At 47.9% G+C, this 22,543-nt stretch carries 19 protein-coding genes; 1 reads left to right on the forward strand and 18 read right to left on the reverse strand.

Features of this window, described 5'->3' with window-relative positions:
* Nucleotides 1-8: 8 nt before the first annotated feature.
* The 18 genes from G9U52_RS23385 to G9U52_RS23470 all read right to left on the reverse strand — a co-directional run bounded on the left by G9U52_RS23385 (nt 9) and on the right by G9U52_RS23470 (nt 20,683).
* Nucleotides 9-1,046, reverse strand: coding sequence for an ABC transporter ATP-binding protein (locus G9U52_RS23385; protein WP_166153066.1), 1,038 nt, complete (start codon nt 1,044-1,046; stop codon nt 9-11).
* 4 nt (nt 1,047-1,050) lie between these two features.
* A complete protein-coding gene (locus tag G9U52_RS23390; protein WP_243767510.1) occupies nt 1,051-2,049 on the reverse strand; it encodes an ABC transporter ATP-binding protein in 999 nt (332 codons plus the stop codon).
* Nucleotides 2,050-2,076: 27 nt separating this feature from the next.
* Complete coding sequence (locus tag G9U52_RS23395; RefSeq protein ID WP_166153067.1) at nt 2,077-2,937, reverse strand: ABC transporter permease; 861 nt, start codon at nt 2,935-2,937, stop codon at nt 2,077-2,079.
* A gap of 48 nt (nt 2,938-2,985) precedes the next feature.
* Entirely contained in the window at nt 2,986-3,942 is a 957-nt protein-coding gene (locus G9U52_RS23400; RefSeq protein ID WP_166153068.1) for an ABC transporter permease, read from the reverse strand.
* Between the two features lie 169 nt (nt 3,943-4,111).
* The gene (locus G9U52_RS23405) at nt 4,112-5,803 is read right to left on the reverse strand and encodes an ABC transporter substrate-binding protein (RefSeq protein WP_166153069.1); all 1,692 of its coding nucleotides are present in this window, start codon (nt 5,801-5,803) and stop codon (nt 4,112-4,114) included.
* A 303-nt stretch (nt 5,804-6,106) separates the two neighbouring features.
* Nucleotides 6,107-6,877, reverse strand: coding sequence for an SDR family oxidoreductase (locus G9U52_RS23410; RefSeq protein WP_166153070.1), 771 nt, complete (start codon nt 6,875-6,877; stop codon nt 6,107-6,109).
* Between the two features lie 20 nt (nt 6,878-6,897).
* A complete protein-coding gene (locus G9U52_RS23415) occupies nt 6,898-7,686 on the reverse strand; it encodes an SDR family NAD(P)-dependent oxidoreductase (RefSeq protein ID WP_166153071.1) in 789 nt (262 codons plus the stop codon).
* Nucleotides 7,683-8,522: an HpcH/HpaI aldolase family protein gene (locus tag G9U52_RS23420; protein WP_166153072.1), complete on the reverse strand. Its 840-nt coding sequence runs from the start codon at nt 8,520-8,522 to the stop codon at nt 7,683-7,685. Before G9U52_RS23420 ends, G9U52_RS23415 begins: the two co-directional genes overlap by 4 nt.
* 32 nt (nt 8,523-8,554) lie before the next feature.
* Nucleotides 8,555-9,517: a Gfo/Idh/MocA family protein gene (locus G9U52_RS23425; protein ID WP_166153073.1), complete on the reverse strand. Its 963-nt coding sequence runs from the start codon at nt 9,515-9,517 to the stop codon at nt 8,555-8,557.
* A gap of 16 nt (nt 9,518-9,533) precedes the next feature.
* On the reverse strand, nt 9,534-10,292 hold the full coding sequence (locus G9U52_RS23430; protein WP_166153074.1) for an SDR family NAD(P)-dependent oxidoreductase: 759 nt from the start codon (nt 10,290-10,292) through the stop codon (nt 9,534-9,536).
* 74 nt (nt 10,293-10,366) lie between these two features.
* Entirely contained in the window at nt 10,367-11,836 is a 1,470-nt protein-coding gene (locus G9U52_RS23435; protein ID WP_243767511.1) for a M81 family metallopeptidase, read from the reverse strand.
* 77 nt (nt 11,837-11,913) lie between these two features.
* Nucleotides 11,914-13,014, reverse strand: coding sequence for an alanine racemase (locus G9U52_RS23440; protein WP_166153075.1), 1,101 nt, complete (start codon nt 13,012-13,014; stop codon nt 11,914-11,916).
* Nucleotides 13,015-13,089: 75 nt separating this feature from the next.
* Nucleotides 13,090-13,920 (reverse strand): IclR family transcriptional regulator, encoded by an 831-nt coding sequence (locus G9U52_RS23445; protein ID WP_166153076.1) that lies wholly within the window; start codon nt 13,918-13,920, stop codon nt 13,090-13,092.
* Between the two features lie 59 nt (nt 13,921-13,979).
* Nucleotides 13,980-14,933 carry an aldo/keto reductase gene (locus tag G9U52_RS23450; protein WP_166153077.1) on the reverse strand — a complete coding sequence of 318 codons (954 nt, stop codon included), beginning with the start codon at nt 14,931-14,933 and terminating at the stop codon, nt 13,980-13,982.
* Between the two features lie 18 nt (nt 14,934-14,951).
* The gene (locus G9U52_RS23455) at nt 14,952-15,752 is read right to left on the reverse strand and encodes a phytanoyl-CoA dioxygenase family protein (RefSeq protein ID WP_166153078.1); all 801 of its coding nucleotides are present in this window, start codon (nt 15,750-15,752) and stop codon (nt 14,952-14,954) included.
* Nucleotides 15,753-15,777: 25 nt separating this feature from the next.
* On the reverse strand, nt 15,778-18,093 hold the full coding sequence (locus tag G9U52_RS41440) for an aminotransferase class III-fold pyridoxal phosphate-dependent enzyme (protein ID WP_166153079.1): 2,316 nt from the start codon (nt 18,091-18,093) through the stop codon (nt 15,778-15,780).
* A 107-nt stretch (nt 18,094-18,200) separates the two neighbouring features.
* Nucleotides 18,201-19,361 carry an N-acetylglucosamine-6-phosphate deacetylase gene (gene nagA, locus G9U52_RS23465; RefSeq protein WP_166153080.1) on the reverse strand — a complete coding sequence of 387 codons (1,161 nt, stop codon included), beginning with the start codon at nt 19,359-19,361 and terminating at the stop codon, nt 18,201-18,203.
* 740 nt (nt 19,362-20,101) lie between these two features.
* On the reverse strand, nt 20,102-20,683 hold the full coding sequence (locus G9U52_RS23470) for a TetR/AcrR family transcriptional regulator (protein ID WP_166153081.1): 582 nt from the start codon (nt 20,681-20,683) through the stop codon (nt 20,102-20,104).
* Between the two features lie 296 nt (nt 20,684-20,979).
* Between G9U52_RS23470 and G9U52_RS23475 the strand changes: the two genes are divergently transcribed.
* Nucleotides 20,980-21,855, forward strand: coding sequence for an NmrA family NAD(P)-binding protein (locus G9U52_RS23475; protein ID WP_166153082.1), 876 nt, complete (start codon nt 20,980-20,982; stop codon nt 21,853-21,855).
* Nucleotides 21,856-22,543 lie beyond the last annotated feature (688 nt).

Here is a 22,543-nt window from a genome sequence, read left to right on the forward strand (position 1 = left end):
CTCTCCTTCTATTGTAATGTCAGTTCTATCGGCAATGTATCGACGAGATGGCAAGCCACAAAGTGATCTTCCGTGCCCGCGACCCTACGAAGCACAGGAGCTTCTACCCTGCAGATAGCCTGACACTTCTCACATCTTGGGTGGAATCGGCATCCTTGCGGGGGATCAATCGGGCTTGGAACGTCGCCCTTGAGTACAATTCTTTCTTTCTTCTTGTCAAGCTCGGGAATGGGTACAGCCGAAAGCAGAGCTTCGGTATAAGGGTGCCGCGGTGAATAATAGAGACTGTCCGAGCTCGCCAATTCGACCACTTGACCAAGATACATAACGGCGATCCTGTCGCTCATGTACTCGACTACGCTTAGATCGTGCGCGATAAAGATGTACGTCAGATTCATCTGCTGCTGCAAGTCCTTCATCAGATTCAAGACCTGTGCCTGGATCGAGACGTCGAGCGCCGACACCGGTTCATCGCAAACCATCAATTCGGGCCTGATGCAAAGCGCCCTTGCGATGCAGATCCGCTGTCGCTGACCACCTGAAAACTCGTGTGGATAGCGGTACATATAATCTGCACGCAGATTAACCGATTCAAGAAGCTGCACGATGATTTCTTTTCTTTGGGCTTTACTGCCCATGCCGTGGATACGAAGCGGCTCTTCGAAAGAGTCATAGATGGTTTTAACCGGGTTCAAGGAAGAATATGGATCCTGAAAAACAATCTGGATTTTCTTGTGGACACTAAAGCTTTCTTGTTTATCCAAAGTGAGAATATCCCGCATATCGCCGTTATCGAACCGATATCGCATTTCCCCTGAGGTGGGCGATTGAAGACGAACGATACATTTGCCAAGCGTCGTCTTGCCGCAGCCGCTTTCGCCGACCAAGCCAAGCGTTTCGCCCCTTCTCACGAACAGACTGACATCGTCCACTGCCTTGACATGGTTTTCTACCTTTTTGAACAATCCCTTGTAGACCGGATAATATTTCTTCATGTTCTTAATATCGAGAATAATCTCATTGGTATTGGGGTGATTGTCTTTCATGTTATTAGCCTCCATTGCAATTCCAGCATCTTACACGGTGACCGTCTCCCAAATCGGTTTCCAACGGCACCGTTGTACACTGTTCAGTTGCAAAGTCGCACCTTGGTGCAAATTCACAGCCATCAGGCATATCAGACGGGTCTGGCGTGTTACCACGGATCGTCTCCAAACGCTCATTTTTCCCGATACCCAGTACAGGAACGGAGTTTAGCAGTGCTTTAGTATACGGATGCTGTGGTGAACCGAGAACCTGACGAACCGTACCAAACTCCACGATTCGCCCCATGTACATGACAGCAATGTCATCGGCCATATCAGCTACGATCCCCATGTTATGGGTAATCAGAATGATCGAGGTACCATATTTATTTTGCATTTCTTTCATTAACTCGAGAATTTGAGCTTGAATGGTCACGTCGAGCGCTGTTGTCGGTTCGTCGGCTATGACAAGTTTGGGATTACATATCATGGCCATGGCGATGATAGCTCTCTGCTTCATCCCACCGCTGAACTGATGGGGATAGTCCATGATCCGGGAGGAAGCTTTCGGAATCCCAAGAAGCGTCAGAATATCCACCGCGCGATCCATGGCTTCTTTCTTCGAAATTCGCTCATGTTGAAGTAGATTTTCGCAAATTTGATTGCCAATCGTGTAAACTGGATTAAGTGAGGCCATCGGGTCCTGGAAGATCATACTAATCTCCTTGCCTCGGATGGAACGAATAGCGCTGCCATTTTTCTTTAGCTTACTGAGAATGATCTCCTCGTTATCAGCGTAATACGTTATACTGCCGTCTGTTATGTTGCCGAGCTTCGGCAGAAGCTGCAAAATGGAGTGGGCCGTGACGCTTTTTCCGCAGCCACTCTCTCCGACAACGCCAAGCGTCCGGCCTTTCTTGACACTAAATGAAACGCCGTTCACGGCTTTGACGACACGTCTGCCCATATCAAATTGGGTATGCAAATTGTCAACCTTCAAAATCAGGTCATTCTCGACATTCAAGTTATAAGCCTCCCCTTACTTATCGAATTATTGGTTAGGGTCAAGAACGTCACGAAGACCGTCCCCGAAGAAGTTGACGCCCATAACGAAAAGCGAGATGGCAAGACCCGGAGGAAGCCATAACCAGGGATTGTTTCGGATGACATCTATAGCTTTTGCTGCGTTAATGATGTTACCCCAAGTAGGAATTCCGGATGGTACACCCAGACCCAGAAAGCTCAGTCCCGATTCTGCCAAAATGTACCCTGCCGATGAGAGAGTGACCGTAACGATAACGGGGCTCAGCGTGTTGGGGAGAATATGCCGAAACATGATGGAGAGCTCTCCGATTCCGAACGCACGGCACGCATCCACATAGTTTTCCTCGCGGAGCGATAGGAATCTACCTCGTACGAGCCGATAAGTTCCCGTCCATCCGGTTATTGAGAAAATTAGTATCAGATTGAAAAGACCCTGTCCTATGAAAACAACAAGTAAAAGAATGAGAATGATTTGCGGAAAAGTCATGAATATTTCAGAAATACGAAGCATGACTTTATCGAACCAACCGCCGAGGTAACCGCTAAAGCAACCGAATATGGTTCCGATTAGCGCACCACCTAGGGCACCGCTCAAGCCGATAAGAATGGATATGCGTGCACCGTATAAGATTCTGGAAAACACATCGCGACCGAGCTTATCCGTCCCAAGTAAATGATCACCGGATGGTGGCTTAAGCCGGTTAGCGAGATCGATCTCGTCAGGTTTGTATACTGAAAGAACGGGAGCAAGAATCGCACTAATGATCATTATCGCGATTATTGCGAATCCTACCATCGCCAGCTTGTTTCTGCTCAGCTTTTCCCAATTGCGAAGAGCTAAACTGGTTCTTACAGCTCTTGTCCCCATATAGGCACCTCTCCTTCCTGCCTTGTTTGTTCCTTGTTGTATCAGAGATCATTCGAACCGAACCCTAGGGTCAAGCAAGGCGGTCAATAAGTCGACGAGGAAGCTGGCAAAAAGCACCATACACGCAGTCATCATTGTAGCGATCATGACTACTGGGTAGTCCTTGGCCGACACGGCGTTCAGGATCATCCCCCCCATTCCGGGCCAACCGAAGACACTTTCAATGATTACCGTACCTCCAATTAAGAGAGGAAGTCGGAAACAAAGCAGCAGCACAACCGGCATCAGGGCGTTGCGGAAGGCGTGCTTGATATTGACCTTCCACTCGGGTAGCCCTTTGCTACGTGCCGTCTTTACGTATTCTTTTCCGAGGACGTCCAGCATGGTACCGCGAGTATATCGCATGAGAGCAGCTGTCAGTGAGAATCCTAGTACAAGGGAGGGCAGGAGCAAATGCCGTAACCTGTCCAATAAGCCTGAATCCGCGTATTCATATTGTCCACCTACAGGGAGCCAGCCCAGTTTAATAGCAAAGATTTGGATCCCGATAATGCCTATGAAAAATTCCGGGATCGAGATCCCAATGATGCCTATAACCGTATTCCCGTAGTCTGCGGCCGAATTCTGTTTGATGGACGACAACAGCCCAAGCGAAATACCGAGAACAGACGATATGAACAACGCAGCAGCAGCCAATTGGAGAGTGGCCGGGAGTCGATTCGAGATCATCTTGGTAATATCGCTTCCGTCAACCAGACTGTAACCCAGCTTACCCTGTAGAAGGTCAGTGAACCAACGGATAAACTGAATATATACGGGGGCGTCGAGGCCCATAGCTTTCTTGTATGCCGCTATATCGAAGTTAGCTGAGCTCAATATCTCCGGAGGAATTAAATAGGTCAGCGGATCACCGGGAGTCAGCTGAAGGCCGATAAAGATAATGACGATGACGAGAAAGAGCATGGGAATGATAGATAAAAACCGGAAGGTAAAATATTTAAGCATGGGATCCTCTCCTCGATAAGCATACCGGTGAAACTTATTGCGAAGCTGTAACAATTACAATCTAATTTCGTCCGTTTCTTTCGATCAACTATCGTCATTTAGGCATACCATGCACGGTAAGGCGTTTGGCGCAGCTGTGCTTTACCGTGCATGGTATGGGTTGATCGTACTATTTTACTAAGAGCTCCCAGTCCTGCTGTTTTCGATCGTAGTTGGTCCACTCATTTCCGAAAATTTTAGACGTTTTCAATCTAGCTTCATTGACAAGTATATACTGCTTAATCGAGAAGAGCGGCATATGCCACAGGAACTGGCTTTCCATTTCTTGAAGCTTGCCAACGGCTGCCTTTCGCTTCTGCGGATCGGACTCTCGTCTCAAGTCGTTGATAAGCGGATCCCACTTGTCCTTGGCGCCGCCCAATACCTGCATACCGAGAGGACTATCGGTGTGGAAAAGACCATATGCCTCCTCCAACGACATCGCTGATAAGCCGGCATAGAGGAAATCATAGTCTCTCTTGGTGTATATAAGCTCCAGCAGGTTTCCCTTCATGAGCGAGGCTTCAACTTTCACACCAATCTGCTCCCAGTAATATTTGATGGTATCGATGAGGTCAACGGATTGCTGATCGGTATAGTAGTACTGAAGCTTGATAGTTTGATTAAAGTCAAAGTTGGCTTCGTTCAAAAGCTGCTTCGCTTTCGCAGCATCAAATGCGTATTTGACCACATTCTGGTTAAATTCGGGCATTTTCGTTGGGATTTTGGTTTCGAGCAGCTCTGCCTGACCCTTGAAGAGCTTATCAGCCAAAGCCTTACGGTCGATCGCGTAAAGCAGAGCTTGGCGAATCTTTAAATCAGCAATTTTCTTGTTGCCTTTTCCATCTGATCCCGTCATATTGGCCTGTAGGTATCGATCGAAAAATATATCAACGGGATAGGCTTTGTACGCAGGGTTTTTAAGCGCTTCATTTACTTGATCCAAGCTCATGACCTGCATGTAATCAAGTTGGTTGGCCTGAGACTTCGTGACAATCTTATCTTCTGTCATAGTCTGCAGCTTAATCTTCTCGATTTTTGGCTTAGGTCCGTAATAATCTTTGAAAATCTCCATGACGGCATAGTTATTGGGCTGTACTTCAGTCAGCATGTAGGCGCCGTTCCCGATCGGCTTCTCCCAAAAGGAGGAAAGATGCAGCTTAGACGGATCCTCTTTTTCAAGCAGATGCTTCGGGTAAGGAGGCCATTGGGCCATGACGAGTTGGAATACGCCTACTGGTTCGGTCAATTGAATGGTTACCTTACTACCCTCAATGGTGACACCTTTCAAATCGGTCGCCTTGCCTGTCTTCCAATCGTCTGCGCCAGCGATCTTAATGAACGCACCGGAGAAAACTGCGTTGATGGAAGCCGATTTAAGGGCCATTCCCAAACTCCATTTAACGTCATCGGCTGTAAACTTTACCCCATCATGCCATTTAACGTCATCCCTGAGTGTGAATGTGTAGGTCAGGCCGTCTGGAGAAACAGTAAATTCCTTCGCGAGATCCTTCCCAACCGGCTCTACTTTTTCGTTGAGGACAAGCAGCCTTCGGAACAGGTTTGTTTTGAAAAAACCGCCGTAATCGGCCCAAGCAGCCCCAAACTTATCATCCGGGCCACCAGCCACCAAAAACACCTTTTCCCCAGTAGCTGCAGGAACCGTTACCGCAGGTGCGCTTGGGCTCGGGCTAACTGGTACGGTAGCCTTTGGGCTCTCGTTCGGGACCGAACTTGAGCTTGGGGTGTCCGATTTGGTACAAGCAATAATGATGCTTGCGAAGAACACGAGTGACATTAGTAGTACCAATGCTTTTTTCATGTCAAACCTCCCCTGAATATAGAGCTAGCTCCCGGCATTGCCGAGGGCTGTATGCAACCGCTAACGATATGACATAAACAGTGAAAGAAAAACATGAGTATGGCGGTTTCATCAAGCCTTTCGGTAACTTAGGACCTTCTGATGTCACTATATGATGGTTATGATGGGTTTATACCTTGTCCAGCCATAAATTAAAACCATCGTTTTATAATGATATGTACAAGAAAAAACCAAGCAACCTTTACCGATAAGTTGCTTGGTTCTATCCTACACCGATATATCGATGCGGTACTCCCTCCTGTGTTACCACGCCGTCCAACCCCCGTCGACGGTAATATTTGAACCGGTCATATACCCTGCAGCTTCAGAAGCCAATAGCAGAACAGCACCTACGATTTCCTCCGCCCTTCCTACGCGGCCTATCATCGTCTTTCGACTGAGCTCCTGAAGAAATGAAGCGTTCGTCTGTATCTGGGGATTCGGGAAGGGTCCTGGGGTCACGCAGTTAACCCGGATACCTTTGGCCGCGAGGTGGGCCGCACAATACTTGGTGAACTGAATGACTCCAGCCTTGCCGGCACCGTAATTGGCTGGATTATTGGCCCCACTGTCGCCGTAAACAGAGGGATCAGGCGAAACGACCCCATACATAGACGAGAAGTTGACGATGCTTCCTCCGCCTCCCGCTTCCATATACGGTACAACTTCCCTCGTACATCGAAAAGTTGTGCCCAGGGCACCGTCAACCCCTTTTTGCCAATCGTAGTCAGACATGTTCTCGACGGTACCGGCAGGCCCATAGCCAGCTCCGTAGCTCGCGCAGTTGATCAGAACGTCTATCCGCCCTGTCCGTTCGGCTGCCATCCGTAACATGCTGCGGATGGAATCTGTTTCTGAAACGTCACACTCGATTCCGTATACCCGGTCCAACTCGAATTCCCGAACGGTCAAGTCGGCCACAATGACCGTAGCGCCAAACTCGGATAGCCCCCGTACTATCGCGCTACCCAAATAACCGTTGCCCCCAGTTATGACAACCGTCTTATTTTCTAATGAAAATAAAGGTTTGAACATGATAACCTCCAATCCTAACGTTATTTCGCGGTATATCCACCGTCTACGGGTAGGTTAACGCCTGACACATAAAGTGAAGCGTCTGAAGCTAGAAAGACGATACTTCCCATCAAATCGGTTTCATTGGCCATACGACCTAAGAATGTACGTTCACTGTAACGGTCTACAAAAAGCTCTGGCGTTCGTTGCGAAGCGAGCCCTCCCGGACTCAGGCAGTTGCAGCGAATGTTTTTCTCTCCATAATAGCTCGCGACGAATCGTGTAAAGTTGAGCATACCACCCTTATGGAAGAAATAGTCGGGCACCATTCCGTGAAATCCCATGTCCTTATACAAAGTTGCATCTGCGCCGACCATTCCCTGAATGGAGCCGATGTTGATGATGGAACCGCCGCCCTGCTCTGCCATAATGTCGCCGAACACACGGGTGATGGCGAAGAGACCCGTGGCGTTAATATGCATGCTTCTAGCAAAAGCATCGAGCGGATCGTTCCAGCTAGTCATCGTACGTGCCACCGCATTGTTGACGAGCACGTCGATGCGCCCGCTATCTCGCATCACCCGATCCCGCAGCTCCAGAATAGACTCCTCATATTCGAGGTCAAGAGATAAGGCGCTTACCTTCGTACCGTCTTGCGCAAAGCTTTGCTCCAACTCACGCAGCTTACTTTTGTCGCGAGTGGTAATGTATGTCTTGGCTCCAGCTTGCGAGAGGGCGGTGGTGATCTGACGTCCGTATAGCCCTGATCCGCCGGTTACGATAGCCACCTTGTCCTTTAATGTAAAGAAATCCATCACATTCATGTTCATACCTCACCCTCCTTGCCGCTTTCTGCATACACACTTTGGATTCGTCCGCTGACCCGTTTTTCGATTTCGTCCACAATACCCCGATAATACTGACCAAGAGCAATCACATCAGCCCCAACGCTGATGAATCGGTAACCCATATCGACCAATTCGGCATAGTTGTCAATACTGCCTACGGTTCCGGCATACTTGTTGTGCTTGATTGAAAGCTCTGCGATTTGCTTTCGTGTCTCTATGAGCAGGGGATGATTCATTTGCCCGGGAGCTCCGATTGATTGGGAAAAATCGCCTGGACCGAAGAATATCATGTCCAATCCAGGGAGTGCGATGATTTCCTCTAACTCCTCGAGCGCTTCGACGTCCTCAATCTGGAGCACGTTAAACCGCTCCTCATTCGCTTGACGGATGTAATCCATGAATTCGATATGGCAATACGCTCCGTCCGCATTGCCACCGTCAACCGGTCTTAACCCAAGCGGATGGAACTTCGTGCTGCGTACGACGGCCTTAGCATCTTTTAGGCTCATTATATGAGGAACCATAATGGACGTCGCGTCCATTTCATATGGCCTTATGTAGTCACTGTAACTGCCACGCGCAACGCGGACAATTGTGTCAACGTCATACATTTTACCGGCCATGATCTGCTTTTCCACAGACGACCAGTCATTCCCGACATGCTCCATGTCGGTCCAAATGCAATCGAAGCCGGACATGGCGGCGATCTCAGCCCCCCGGGCATCCGATAAATTTAGCTTGGTGCACAGCGCAACCTTTCCTGCTCTTAGCTTGCGGAGTACACGACTCGGACGCATGGCATACGTTCTTCCCTGCATGAAACTTCCCTCCTTTTGGTTGTTTGTTCGTGTCAGTAAGGCGCAATTTCCGATAGGTAAACTTCGCGTCCCCCTTCCTCACGGCTAAGGATACCGGCAATGACGAGCTTCATCAGTTCCACTGTATGCTCAAACGGGAATGGACGCTGGCCGGTCCTCAAATAATCGATAAAGCTGGTGAGCTGAGTTTTGAACGAATAATACGTGTCCTGAAAGGGTACAAAGGTATGTCCAGACGTTCCGATTAGCTGTAATAGACCAAACCCACCAACCATATCCTTAGTGGCGACAACGACGACGTCAAAACCGTTACCATGTTTGAGATGCACGATGTTCCTATCGGGTGACCCCGTATTGCGTACCGATTCGAAGCCTGGACCCACGATGGGATAGATGCCTTCCAGAGCATGGATACCGTATCGTTCCCATGATTTCGCTGTAGTTATACTGGCAAAGCGAAGCTCACCCAAGTTATGGATGGAACGATGATACGGGATGAATTCTTTGCTGTAGCGCATGCAGCTCGATGACAGAATGGGCTTTCCCTGCTTAACCCACTCGTGAAAGACAAGCAGGTCCTTCTCATTATCGACCATCGGTTTGTCAATGAATACCGGCAGCCCAGCCTCAACGAACGGCTTTGCTCTCTCAACATGCTCGTGTCCTATGTCCGTTGAAATAATGACCGCGTCCACCTGTCCGATTACATCCTCTGGGCGTTCTACGATATGTGGTATTTGAGCTGCACGGGATACCTTCTCCGCATCCGACGGATCATCTGTCCAAATATGAGTGACGATCGCACCGGGAATGCGCAATGTAAGCTTCGGTTCTTTATCTAAGTATGCCGGTATGCCGGGATATGGACACTGGCTCATTTCCCCTGGATCGTAACCATTGAACATGGCACTCCATGAATAAGGGTGGCCGTTACCTTCCACCATCCCAAGCATGGCAAGACGGATCGTATGACGCTCTACTATGGGCTTGCTCATAGGGCACACCTCTTTTTCAAGAAAGTTTGATCAGTTGACCGCCATCTACCACCATACAATGCCCGGTCATATAAGCGGAATCGTTCGAAGCGAGAAACAGTGCCGCAGATGCAATATCCGCCGGAGTTCCGACACGTCCCATCGGAATTGTTTGCAAATAAGGACCAAAAGCAGCAGGATTATCGATAAGAGGCTTCGTTAATCTCGTTTCGATAAACCCTGGACAAAGCGCATTTACGCGAACACCGAGTGGCGCAAGCTCGAGGGCCATCGACATGGAAAGCAAATTGATACCTCCTTTGGTTGCGTTATAGTGCGCTTGATCAGCTTCTGCTGCTAGACCGTTCACGCTGGACATGTTGATAATCGAACCGCCGGTATCCTGTTTTACCATTACGCGCGCAACCTGTTGCCCGACCAGAAAACTACCCTTTAAATTGATTGCCATATGTCGATCCCATTCGTCCTCGGACAGTTCAAGGAAAGGCGCCGGACTGCATATTCCTGCATTATTCACCAGCACATCAATCTGCTTCCATAGATTCAACGTATCTTCTACCATTCGTTGTACATCTTTGGCGTACTGAACGTCTCCTACGATCCCGATTACTTTACCTCCGCCAGAACCTATGTTTTCCACGGTTCGTTCGAGTCGCGCTCGATCCCGTCCGATAATTGCTACTCTCGCCCCTTCCCTTACGAAACGCTCCGTCACGGCCTCGCCGATTCCCGTCGAGCCACCAGTTATGAGCGCCACCTTTCCATCCAACCTCATGGCACCAATTCCCCTTTGACATAGATTATAAAATGCTGAGTGTTCTGAACAACTTCTAATGGCGTATTTTGTTACTAAAGTGGATAAACTGGTTTCATCACTAGTTGATAAGACAGATGTTTCAGGTTTGAAGTGCAGCATCCCGGCGATTCGACATGTATGACGGACTTCGCAAATGGGCCAAAGGCTGTTTGCCAAGCAATCGCCGACTTGGCGACTATCACATGAAAATCGGCTGGCCAAAGTCCGACTGAGCGAACATGTCCAAGATCCCAAGGCGCCTGCCGCTTTTCCGTCAATATGAGGGTCAACTTACCGCTTTCGATAACCGCTGTTCTTCCCATATCGGCATGATGACCGGTCATATACGGTCCGATGTGGGTATAGAAGCCGTCAAATAAAGTACGAACCCGCCCTTTAATACCTATAGGGTTACCATGGAGCTTATCACTTTTTCCCCCTACCTCGCATTCAAAGACACCCCCGATCCCGATACGGTGCGCCTCTGCAACAGCCTCCTGATCACGAATGACAATCAAGCTCGGTGAGGGCGGATCAACCAGCAATGCAAGAAGATGCGTAGCGTCCCCAGGAGCGCCGCCGCCCACGTTATCCGAACCCTCCGTTAAAATGACCGGTCCTTCCGATTGGGCATACGCTTGGCTGACCGCTTCCTCGGGTGTAACGAAACGAACTGTAAACCGTTCCTTATTTTGACGGGCATGCATCGATAGGCGCTCGGCTAACCGTTCAGCTAGTGTAAGGTCCCCGTCTGTCGTAACGACGAAGGCCATGCCCGCATCGGGGACATCACTGTAGGGGAAACCGCCAGCTACCGTCACATTGAGTACGCCTGATTCCTTTTCCATCGCGAAGGCTTCGTCCATCAATTCTTTCATTGCGCCTTCCACAGTCAGCATGCCTTGCGGCACTACCAACATCCTTGGTTGTGCCAAGGCCCGTACTGGCCTAATTTCCCCCCGTACGGTTCTAACGAGAAGCTCTAACGCTTCCTCAGCACGTTCAAACATGTCCACATGCGGGTAGGTATCGTAGCCGACAATGATGTCCACCAGCTCGACCATCCGTCTGCTTATATTTCCATGCAAATCGAGCGTCATGCCAATGGGAAGCTTGGGTCCGACGATTTCTCGCATCCTTTTGAGAAATTCCCCTTCGGCATCGGGAATATTTTCAGCTACCATTGCGCCGTGCATGATGACCAGAACAGCATCCGCACTGACATCAACTGAGGTCAGCACATCATTGATTAACGTCTCCATTGCTTCAGCTTCCACCATACCGCTCGGCGTAGCTGAAGTGTAAATACCCGGAACAAGATCAACGTCAAGCTCCCGTGATTTGGAAATCACGCCGCCCATGGAAGTGCGCGTTCCCTCATATCGCTCATAAAACGCGTCTTTCCCTGATGTGTACTCACCGGTGAAACCTTGGATTCCGGTTGTTCCGGGAGCAAACGTATTGGTCTCATGCAGGATACCAACGACCGCGATCTTCAGTTTCCTTTTTAAATGTTCAGCCAATAGCCTTCCCCCAATCCTGTGCTACTTTACTTGGCTTATTCTAGAAGTGCGGCGAATAAGTCCCGCTGCGCTGCCAATTAGATGATCTTACCTCGAGCGTCTACGGTAATGTACGAATGAATACTGCCCCCGCGCGCTTCAAGAAGTCGGTCGTGTAAATTAACCAGCGTACAACAATGGTTGGGAATGATTTCAACGACATCCCCCACCCGGAAGGTAGTGCCTTCCGGTAAGCTAAGAATTCCGTGCTCTTCGCTAAGCCGTTCTACGATCACGTCCGGATAGGCGGGCAGCAGACCATAGCCTCTACGTTGTCCGTTGATGTCACTGGACAACGTTTTGGACCCTGCGTCGATGATGGCGGTTCCCGGACGTGGTGTACTCACGACCATAGCATGTACGCGTAGCGCGCAATTCTCCACATTGATCGTCCCCGTAACAATTTGGGAAACATCGCCAAAGACGTAGGCACCGGGGCGCATCTCCGTGACACCGGGCAGCTCGCCGACAAATTTTGAGGTAGGCGTAGAACCGACACTAATCTCAGTGACCTCGATTCCTCTATTCCGTTTCAACCAATCCTGTGTAGAGAGCAGGCTTTCGGCTTCTCTTACGGCGATGCTGCGACATTCGTTATCGGATAAGCAGCCATATACGTGGCCTGCATGAGTCATGAGACCTATCAATTCGACACCCGGTAAAGAAGCAATTTGCACCACCGTCTCGCCCGACTCCTCACCAGGTTCGCCGCCACAACGGTTCAAGCCGGAGTTAATATCCACGTAAAGCGGGATTCGCCTTTTAAGTGATTCACCCAACTCGGAAATCCCACGAGCCACATCGTAATTATCAGTGCTTACGATAACACGAGCCTTCTGTAGAAGCTTGCCGAGACGCTCAAGCTTTGCCTTGCCCACTATAGGGAAAGCAATTAAAATATCGTCAATTCCACCCTCAGCCATCACTTCCGCTTCCCCGAGCTTCGCTACGGTGATGCCTTGAGCTCCACATAGAATTTGTTCTCTCGCGATCCTGATGCTTTTGTGTGTCTTCGTATGAGGTCTAAGCTTAACGCCGCAATTACGTGCTCTCTCAGCTGTCAAGCGAATGTTGCTCATCATGATATCCCAATCAACAACGACCGCTGGTGTTTCATGCGAGACGGGTCTCAATGTCATTATGCACCTCCGGTATCCATTTACTTTGGCCGCTTCGCTCGTTCTTCACAGGACTTCGAGACGGTTTAGAAAACGTTAAAGTGTATATCCCAGTTTCATCGATATGGCGTATGCTGCCGCCTTTACATCCTCTGCAATCGCAGCTAACTGGTCATCTGGAAAACGATGCATCGCACCAGATAAGCTGATCGCACCTTCCACGAGTCCAAACATATTGAAGATAGGAGCCGCAATACACCTTGCACCCCATACAATTTCCTGATCGTCTATGGAATATCCCTTCTCACGAATGATCGACAGCTCTTGTAAAAAACGCTGTACACTTATAATCGTGTTGGGTGTATAAGAGTCTAAACCTTTTTGATCCAATAAGCTTCGCACTTCTTCCTCAGGAAGCGAGGCCGCAAAAGCCTTGCCGGTTGCTGTAGCATGCAGGGGAGCCTTGGATCCCACCTGATCCGACATTCTCAGGGCATAAGTGCCTTCGATGATCTCTGCATATAACACTTCGCCCTCCAAAAAAACGCAAAGGTTGACCGTATCGCCGTACTTGTCGACCAGTTTATGCATTTCTTGTAACGATGAGGTTCGCAGCGTGTTACGTTCCAATAAGTTTTTAGTAATAACGAGATGCTTGAGTCCCAGGCAGTATTTACCGTCCGTTTCACTTCTCCCAATGAATCCTCTTTTTTCTAAAGTGAGTATAATTCTAAACAGTGATGATTTTGGCTGTTTGACCAGACTAGCAAGATCAATTAGGCTTAACGAGCCGTATTCGGACAAAACCTCGATGACATCCATTGCTTTATCAATAGAGTTAATGGTGTAACGAGCCTGTATATCCTCCTGTTCACTATTGGCCTCTGTAAGTTTTTGTTTCATTATCACTTCACCCATTCCATCCATTTATTTGCTATCCTTAATAATAGATTCTTGAGTAACCTCTTATTTACCGGTTGCAGCCATTATTTACCCGTATCAAGATTCCATAACTGTGGACTTATTATAAACTCCGGTATATGACCAAAGAGCCGCAATATCTCTTTGCGGGTGGGTTCGCTAATTGCTGGGCAGTTCATCAGATCGATATTGGTTATAACTTGTTCCTCAGTTTCCACGCCAATGACAAGGCTATGGATCACCGGTAAATCCCGTACGAATGCAACAGCCATTTGCGCAATACTCAGCCCTTCCTTCGTGGCAAGACTCTTTAGCGTTTCCAGATACGGGCCTGCCTCAGACAAATGTACAGGGAGTTCTTCCTTGTACATGTGTAGAAGCCCCTGAAGAAAAATACTGCGGGCAAACACCATTTTCTTCGCTTCCCCAATGACACCCAGCGCTCCGCTTCGAATAAGACGATGATCGAAAATGTTGATTGGAATTTGTACCGCTTCATACACATCATCCCGAGCATATTTCCATATTTCCCAAAACTCATTTTCCACCTCAGCACCAAACGATATTCCCATACGTTCAGCTAACCCATCACGAACTACAGCGCGAAATGCTGCAGTAACCGCTTCTCCATGCTCATGCAGTATGGAGGGCTTATGAAGCATCATTAAGGGAATCTTAGCAAGGTTAAGTCGGGCAAGCGAACCCTCTACCAAAGAGAACACCTGTCGTTGGATTCCCGCTAACGTAGTGTTCCCGTCAATGTCCAGCATTAACTTAGAAATAATAAACGGTTTATCTTTATCAGCAAAATAATCTCCAAGTATACGCTCGGAATCTCCGTAAACCATAGCCGTATCGAAGCAATTGATCCCACCACGGATAGCTTCGCCTAGAATTTGATGCCCGAGCGACTGATCCGGTTTTCCAATTTTGTTAGCTATACCGTACGGTAACCCCAACTGAACGGTACCTAATGTCATCTGAGAAATAGACAGACCATTAATGTTAACAGTTTTCACATTGAATTTTCCTTTCCATCACTCAGTTCTTTCGGGTGTCTTGTATTTTTCGTAAATACGCCCGAACGGCTTTGTCGGAATCGTTCCTATCTGATTATGTTTAAACTCGTCTATACCTCTCATGAGAAAACACTTAAATCCTGGATTCTTCGTCGTATCACATTTCACCTCGGTCGAACTGTAATGCAGTGTTAAACCGATCCGCCAGCGATCCGACACATTCGCGGGAGAACCATGTACGATACAATCGTGATGGATGGACATCTCTCCTGGCTGCAATGTGAGAGATACCGCAGTTTCTTCTGTATAGGTCCCTTCATCAAGCTCTAGTGTCAAGTAGGAGCCGCTCAAATCCGCTTTTCTATGTCTGATCAAACCTTTATTATGAGTACCGGGAATTACTTTCATCGCACCGTTCTCTTCATCCACCTCCGTAAAAGCCAACCATACAGTTATCGTCTTATTTTGTGGCGTAAACGGGTAATAATAGCCGTCCTGATGCCAAGGGACTACTTTCGAACTGTGGGGAGCCTTCGCAAAAAACTCTGTACCCCATTGATAAAAATGGGGGCCAAGGATATCTTCTACGTAGTTCAGAATTTGCGGGTTTGCGGAAATATCATAAAGCCACTTACTCTCTCTTTCCCAATAGATGATATCATTTATCTGCTCTCCCTCATGAAGAAGATCAGTCAGTTCCTTCAAACCATCTTGTAACTGATTCATTTCGTCAGGAGCATAGACAGGAGGCAGTCCAATCAAATAACCGTTTTCCTTGTAAAAGCTTTTCTGTTCCCCTGTTAATCTGATTTCTGACATCTTGCTTCCTCCCTGGAAATATCGATTATATTAATCGCTGAAATCCGCTCAACGCCACATTGCCTCTCATTCTCTTGTCCACATCACCTGCTTTTAAGGCATCTGATATTTCAGCAAATACTTCATCGATTGCCAAGTCGTATATATGTACCATATCGTCATTGTGAGCTAAAGTCGGATAAATGGAGGTTCCAGCCAAAAAACCGCGGTCCAGCATCATTTGAGTGTACATCGTACGCAGTTTCTCTGATTCCTCATGCTTAAAGCTGAAATGTGCCAAGCAAGGATAACCTCCATCTATATGTACAGGAAGCCGGTATTTTTCACCATGGCGTCGCCAGCTATCCATAACGAGGCTTCCGATTCGCTCCACATGCGCCGGGGCATCCGTCTTACCCAGCTTACGAACCGTGGCAATGGCGGCTGCAGGACCTACACTTTCTGTCCAGTAGGTGCTGCTAATAAACGATTCATGTGCCCCTTGCATAGCTTCCTCGGTACCGATAATCGCTCCGATGGGGTGACCGTTACCCAGTGCCTTGGCGAATACCGCAATGTCCGGTGTGACCTCGAATTTCAAATGCGCTCCACCATAGTGTAGACGCCAGCCGATTGTAATTTCGTCAAAAATGAGCAGAGCGCCGCAGCGTCGAGTGCTCTCGCGGACAACCTGCAAAAATCCCGGCTCCGGATTATCGTATCGGCACGGTTCCATAATCACAGCAGCCAACTTGCTGCCGTATTGATCGATAATCGTATTCAGAGCATTTCGATCGTTGTATTTGAAGGTCACCGTCGTTCCGCGAAGCTCACTTGGAACACCCTTCGGATTTAATCCAGAGAGCAGATGACCACGCAATGCGTCGTTTTCACCTAAATTCGCGGATAAATACCAGTCTTGCCAACCATGATAGCCACAAATTGCTACAACGGAGCGGTCCGTAGTAGCGCGTGCGATTCTGACCGCAACAGCACATGAATCACCGCCGCCTCTCGCGAATCGGACCTGCTCCGCCCATGGATGAATATCGCAAAGCATATCTGCTAGCTCAACCTCTTCCGGAGCATTCAAAGAACTCATGCTTCCCAGATTCACCCTGCGCACGACAGCCTGGGTCACATCTGGATCGCGGTAGCCCAATAGACAGGAGCCTACACCGTTCGTCGACATATCATAATAATGCTTTCCGTCTAAATCCCAGACCTCGCAGCCCCTCGCTTCTCTGAAGTAAGCCGGCCACCTGCCGGGAGCCATATTCTCAGGCCGTTTACTCAGAAGCTGCCCCCCTCCAGGTATACGTGTCTTCGCATGAAGATAAAGCTCGTTCGTCCGATTGTTCCCTTTATCCTCCAATTGGAGGAGCCTGGATGCGTTAGAGTAAAAAATATCGTTCAGATCCTCTTCATTTAATCCAAGATCATTCGCAGCATTCCTTAGCGCCCGAAGAGATTCGATCCCTGCCAGAATGGGATGACCTAAGTGAGCAGATTGATCCCAATTGCAAAATTCCCGTTCCAACCACGCAAATCCGTCTCCGACGGTGACAGATTTCCCTCGGATCTGAGAGACAGGAAAATCACTTCCCCACAATAATTTACGGGGTCCGAACTGCTGTAGAATTACCTTCATGGCTTCCGGTTCACAAACAGCTGACGTATCAAAATAAACATTTTCCAGTCCTCTTAACCCACTTATCCCCTTTTCCGCGTTGGGAGCATGGAAGCAGCGTGCAGCGTGAGCCAAGACGAGTTTGACACTTGGAAACTTCGTGCACAATTCCCGAATTTCCCTAACATTATCCGAGTCGGCAATCGCCAAGTCCTTCACGATATGCAGCATCACGATCATGCTGCGTTCATTTGCCGCTGCCCACATCCAGTCGGGACAAAATCCGCTAATCGAAGATTGCCAGGTCGGCATCTCTTTGCTGTAAATATGATAGATTTTAAACCCGACTACCTGCGGATGGTTTAAATAAACGATCATATTTTCCAGCTCATCATCGGGAGAGACCAAGATTAACCCTCTGCTTCCTGAATCTTTCTCCAATTGCTCAATAAGATAATCGTTTTGCTTACGCAGATTTGCCGTGATCATCGGAACAGGAAAAAATAAACCACCGGCTAACCGATTTTCACCTAAATAGGCGGATAAATGTCCTCGCCATATCTGGATGGATGCTTCCTCGGGACCTTCTGTCCACATGCTTGCTCCTGTCGGGTTGAGATCGTGAATCCGGTAGATATGAGCATGAATATCAAATATCTTGGCGGGTAGAAATGAGCGTATTTCCTGAGCTGCCTCTTGATCGTATTTGTTAAACGTCCAGTTGTTGTTCACACCTTTCGCCTCACTTTACTTATTAAAACACTAGTTTCAATATATGAATTTAGTGATCAATAAAGAACAATTTTTAATCTTACATCGCACGGGATTGAAGCATGAAACTACTCCACAACGTTACCTTGAAAGATAACAGTGTCCACTTCCATCGTTTCAGACACGATAACCAGATTAGCTAGCTTCCCTTTTTCTACACTGCCGACAAGCTCATTGAGCTTCAGTAGTTTCGCAGGATTTAACGATGCCATAATAAACACGTCAACAAATCCCACACCAGTATGACGCATCATGTTGCGCACCGCTTTGTTCATAGTCAATTTACTGCCGGATAACCCCACTCCTTCAATAAATCTTACGTCTTCATATAGACCCTCCGCCTTCTGGTTGGGGTCTGGCGCGACGCCTGCTTCGTTTATCGCATCCGTAATAATAATAACGCGGTTTGTACCTTTAGTTTTATGAATCAATTTACACATTAACGGTCTGACATGAACCCCTCCAGCATCAGGTATGATTTCCGCATAAATATCGTCATGAACAAGCACTGCCTCATCAACGCCAACTTCCCTCGTACCTCCGTATCTTGTAGGAGATGGTGTAACACCAGATGCGTTCGTGCAATGACAGCCAAGCCTAAGCCCTTTGGGGACAAATGAAAAAATCGTTTCCGCATCCGCTTCCGAATGACCAACAGACAACACAATGTCGTATGCTAATGCGGCTTCCGCAAATTGAATTTGTCCTTTCAATTCGGGAGCAAGCGTCCATATTTTTATTTGTTCGCCGGCACATGCCAGAAGCGTCTGGTATTCTACCGGATCTACCGGTCTTATCGGAGCCGTAATCGCACCGTATTTGTTATTAATATAAGGTCCTTCCATATGTATGCCCAAAATAACTTGACTATAGGGTTGACCCTCCGCCTGTAGGATTTTCTTTACTCCCTCCAATGTCTCTTCCCTACTCAAATTATAGACGAGCGTTGGCAAAATACCGGTCGTCCCGAATTTCAAGTGGCTTACGGCAAATGGTATTGGCTCCTCCCAAGACCAGTGCCCCCCTCCCCCGTGACAATGGATATCTATGAACCCGGGACCGATATATTTATGATTGGCATCAATAATTTGAGCACCTTCTGGGATGACTATGCTCCCCTTCGTCCCGCACTCGGCGATGAGATCGTCAATGATCAATACGACCCCGTCATCGATAACATGGTAGGGTGTTACTAACTTACCGTTCACAATTGCTTTAATTTGGCTCATACGCTCACCTTCCTATAAGAAAATTGACTATGATATCTAACTCCAATCATACTTATGTTTATACCAATAAAGCCTAAGATAGACTAGGTTGTATAGGGATAAACATGTAGCTTCTGATATACTCTTTTCAATTGTATAAACTTCCTGAACAAAGTGAAAAACCCTTATAATATAAGGGTTTGCAATATTGAAGCAGGGGAATTTAGAGGAAATGCTTCTTGGGGCGTATCCGTTGTTAGTTATAATAGCGGGGCCGTAACCATATCCAACGGAAGTGCAGACGCGCAAGAAGTTATCAGTCAAGCGACCCACTAGCGGATTACGACTGGTCGGATGAGATTAAAGAATTGGTTCGTCAAGGCAAAACACAAGGTGAAATGACAAACGAACAAGTTACTTTATCAAGAGGCCGACCCGATCAAAGGAGCACATACGGTGATATTGAGCAATGGTAATACAAGGGCATTGGCGGCATCGAAAAATGGTCGGCTCTATAAATAATAAAATTAACATATCAAGCTTTGTAACTTTCTCGCAGTTTTGTGAGCAACTTAATCATCCCTTTAGGGAAAATAGAAAAAACCAGACAACAATTTGTCTGGTTTTTCTATCTAGCGATAAGGTATCTTACACCCTAATACGAACGTTTGATCTGTTTCGCTGCGTAAATTTATCGGTTGTTATTGTCCGATCTTTGACAGAGATCCAACGCTCATCCGAGCTAATATCCATCAGATGGATTATGTCATTACGGGTGCCAAACCCGCCGCCACAACCACCAATACGTCTTGCACCATCGCTTCCGCTGTGCGATTCTGGGGACTTCGACTCCACTCCACGGCAGAACCAAATATGCCCCAACTTGTAATGAGGGACGTAGCTTCCACCATCTCTTGCGGGACCGAGGAATTTGACTCTTTACTCAACCATTCGAACAGGAGTTGATAAAGTTCTTTTTGCATCGCGATTTCAAACAGCGGTTCAAATTGACGGTCCTCTGAAGTCATGTACTGTCGAGTACGGGCAAGAAAATCGAAAACGGCCAGAATGAGGGTTCGCAAACTACTCATATTCGATATTGAAGAATCCGGCAATGCTTCTTTCAATTTCCTCTGAAACTTTTCCCTCATCCAACACTCAAGAAAAGCAAATTTATCTTCGAAGTGCGCATAAAATGTGGCGCGATTCACAGTCGCCCGAGCAGCAATATCTTGAACTGAAATGGAGTAGATATTCTTCTTTTCTACTAGCAGTTCCATAAAGGACTGCATCAATAACTGACGCGTGCGTTTCACGCGGGGATCGTTTGCATTTACCGGCATGTTTCACTTCACTCCTCAATTTACAAAGACAACAAAACCGCACAGATGTTGTTTATACCACGGTAACGACCATTTGCTGATTGTATGGATCGCTCAAACCGTTTATCATTCATTATACAGTGTAGTATACACGAAATTGTTGTGTAAACAACAGTGTAATATTTCAATGTTGGCCACTCAGATAAACCATTTAAGGCTGGCAAAACGCGAGAAAGGATGATTTGTGTGATAGCAATGGTAGTAACACGATTTGGAGCACCCAATGTCATTGGATCCCTCTCTTGGAGGTGGTTTTCATGATCGTCGTCACCACTCCCACCGGCCAGATCGGCCAACAGATCCTCGACAACATCTTTGACAGCACAGAGGCAATCCGCGTGATCGTGCGCGATCCATCCCGTCTGTCCCCGCGCATGCGTGAGCGCGTCGAAGTCGTGCAAGGGTCGCACGACGACATCGATGTCGTCACCAAGGCGTTCGAAGGCGCTGACTGCGTGCTATGGCTGGTGCCCCCGAACCCCCGTGCCGAGAGCTCCAAGGGCTACTACCTGAATTTCACCCGGCCGGCGTGTGAGGCGATCAAGAGCCAGGGCGTCAAGCGCGTGATCGGCGTCTCGAGCTTGGGTCGCGAGTTCGGCAAGAACGCCGGGCTGCTGTCGCCTGCGTTCGCGATGGACGATCTTATCGAAACCACGGGTGTGAGCTACCGGGCACTGCGCATGCCGTTCTTCATGGAGAACTTGCTCAACCAGGTCAAGACGATCAAGAGCCAGGGCATGTTCTTTATGGCCAACTCCGGAGATCACAAGCTTGCGACCTGTGCCACCCGCGATATCGCCACGGTGGCTGCCAAACTGCTGCTCGATGACTCATGGACCGGTCAGGACAGCGTCCCGGTAGTCGGTCCCGACGATCTGACCCCCAAAGACATGGCTCAGATCATTTCCCAGGTGCTGGAGCGGCCGGTTCGCTTTCAGCAAATCACCAGCGCGGATTATAAGGCGACAATGATGCAGTACGGGATGACCGAGGCATGGGCGCAGGGCCTGGTCGACATGGCTGCGGCCCAGGATCAGGGCATTTACAACAACGAGTCGCGTACCGCGCAGCCTACCCCCACCAGCTTTATCCAGTGGTGTGTGGAAGTGCTAAAGCCAGCCGTTCTAGCCTGAGCACTACCGAGACGAAGCCAACATTCATTCGCAATGGGTGCTGAACGACTCATTAGCAACGGGAACGTAACAATCCGATCGAAACCTCTCGCATCGGCATTGTAGCGCCGCGATTTCGTCGAGAAGGCTGGGAAATCGCAAAGTTCAATGAGGCTGCCGTTTGTTTCCTACGGCAGCCTCATTGTGTGCGTTTTCAAACTCTCCTCTTCCGTTAGTGAGACAAATTCACTCAACATATTTTTCGAAAATGAAGATCACTTCTCTTATATTGTATCTACGTCGAAGCTCTTCTTTTCGTAAAATCTTAATTTTATAATCATCTATTCGGATTCTCTCTTTTCCCTCAAAACGTGAAAGCGAATTCATACAGAACCCTTCAGATAACGGTTATTGAGAAATCCTGTCCGTTTCTTAATGCCTAGCAGTGAGCAGTGCATCTGTATAAAAACACTTAATTTTGTGAGCATATCTACAAGTTATCTTAATCCCTTATTCTCCATAATTATTTGGGCTTATTTGGGCTTCTCACTTTTTTCTTTTTTATAAATATCCATATTCATATAATTAATAACACAGCAGCGATTATAGGTGCGAGTTCAGGCATTAGAATAACTGTATACACTAAATCAAAATATACCCCAGCTTCAATTAATCCAAAAACGAATACTGATAATATCAACATTTGAAA

Origin of the sequence: Paenibacillus agricola, from assembly GCF_011440305.1 — a bacterium.
Lineage (GTDB): Bacteria > Bacillota > Bacilli > Paenibacillales > NBRC-103111 > Paenibacillus_S > Paenibacillus_S agricola.

Bases quoted from the DNA above. Each gene is read 5' to 3' on its own strand.
- nagA (WP_166153080.1), bottom strand. From the start codon at position 19,361: ATGAGCCAAATTAAAGCAATTGTGAACGGTAAGTTAGTAACACCCTAC.
- G9U52_RS23475 (WP_166153082.1), top strand. From the start codon at position 20,980: ATGATCGTCGTCACCACTCCCACCGGCCAGATCGGCCAACAGATCCTC.
- G9U52_RS23410 (WP_166153070.1), bottom strand. From the start codon at position 6,877: ATGTTCAAACCTTTATTTTCATTAGAAAATAAGACGGTTGTCATAACT.
- G9U52_RS23445 (WP_166153076.1), bottom strand. From the start codon at position 13,920: ATGGATGGAATGGGTGAAGTGATAATGAAACAAAAACTTACAGAGGCC.
- G9U52_RS23400 (WP_166153068.1), bottom strand. From the start codon at position 3,942: ATGCTTAAATATTTTACCTTCCGGTTTTTATCTATCATTCCCATGCTC.
- G9U52_RS23405 (WP_166153069.1), bottom strand. From the start codon at position 5,803: ATGAAAAAAGCATTGGTACTACTAATGTCACTCGTGTTCTTCGCAAGC.
- G9U52_RS23415 (WP_166153071.1), bottom strand. From the start codon at position 7,686: ATGAACATGAATGTGATGGATTTCTTTACATTAAAGGACAAGGTGGCT.
- G9U52_RS23385 (WP_166153066.1), bottom strand. From the start codon at position 1,046: ATGAAAGACAATCACCCCAATACCAATGAGATTATTCTCGATATTAAG.
- G9U52_RS23470 (WP_166153081.1), bottom strand. From the start codon at position 20,683: ATGCCGGTAAATGCAAACGATCCCCGCGTGAAACGCACGCGTCAGTTA.
- G9U52_RS23430 (WP_166153074.1), bottom strand. From the start codon at position 10,292: ATGAGGTTGGATGGAAAGGTGGCGCTCATAACTGGTGGCTCGACGGGA.
- G9U52_RS23420 (WP_166153072.1), bottom strand. From the start codon at position 8,522: ATGCAGGGAAGAACGTATGCCATGCGTCCGAGTCGTGTACTCCGCAAG.
- G9U52_RS23395 (WP_166153067.1), bottom strand. From the start codon at position 2,937: ATGGGGACAAGAGCTGTAAGAACCAGTTTAGCTCTTCGCAATTGGGAA.
- G9U52_RS23455 (WP_166153078.1), bottom strand. From the start codon at position 15,752: ATGTCAGAAATCAGATTAACAGGGGAACAGAAAAGCTTTTACAAGGAA.
- G9U52_RS23440 (WP_166153075.1), bottom strand. From the start codon at position 13,014: ATGACATTGAGACCCGTCTCGCATGAAACACCAGCGGTCGTTGTTGAT.
- G9U52_RS23425 (WP_166153073.1), bottom strand. From the start codon at position 9,517: ATGAGCAAGCCCATAGTAGAGCGTCATACGATCCGTCTTGCCATGCTT.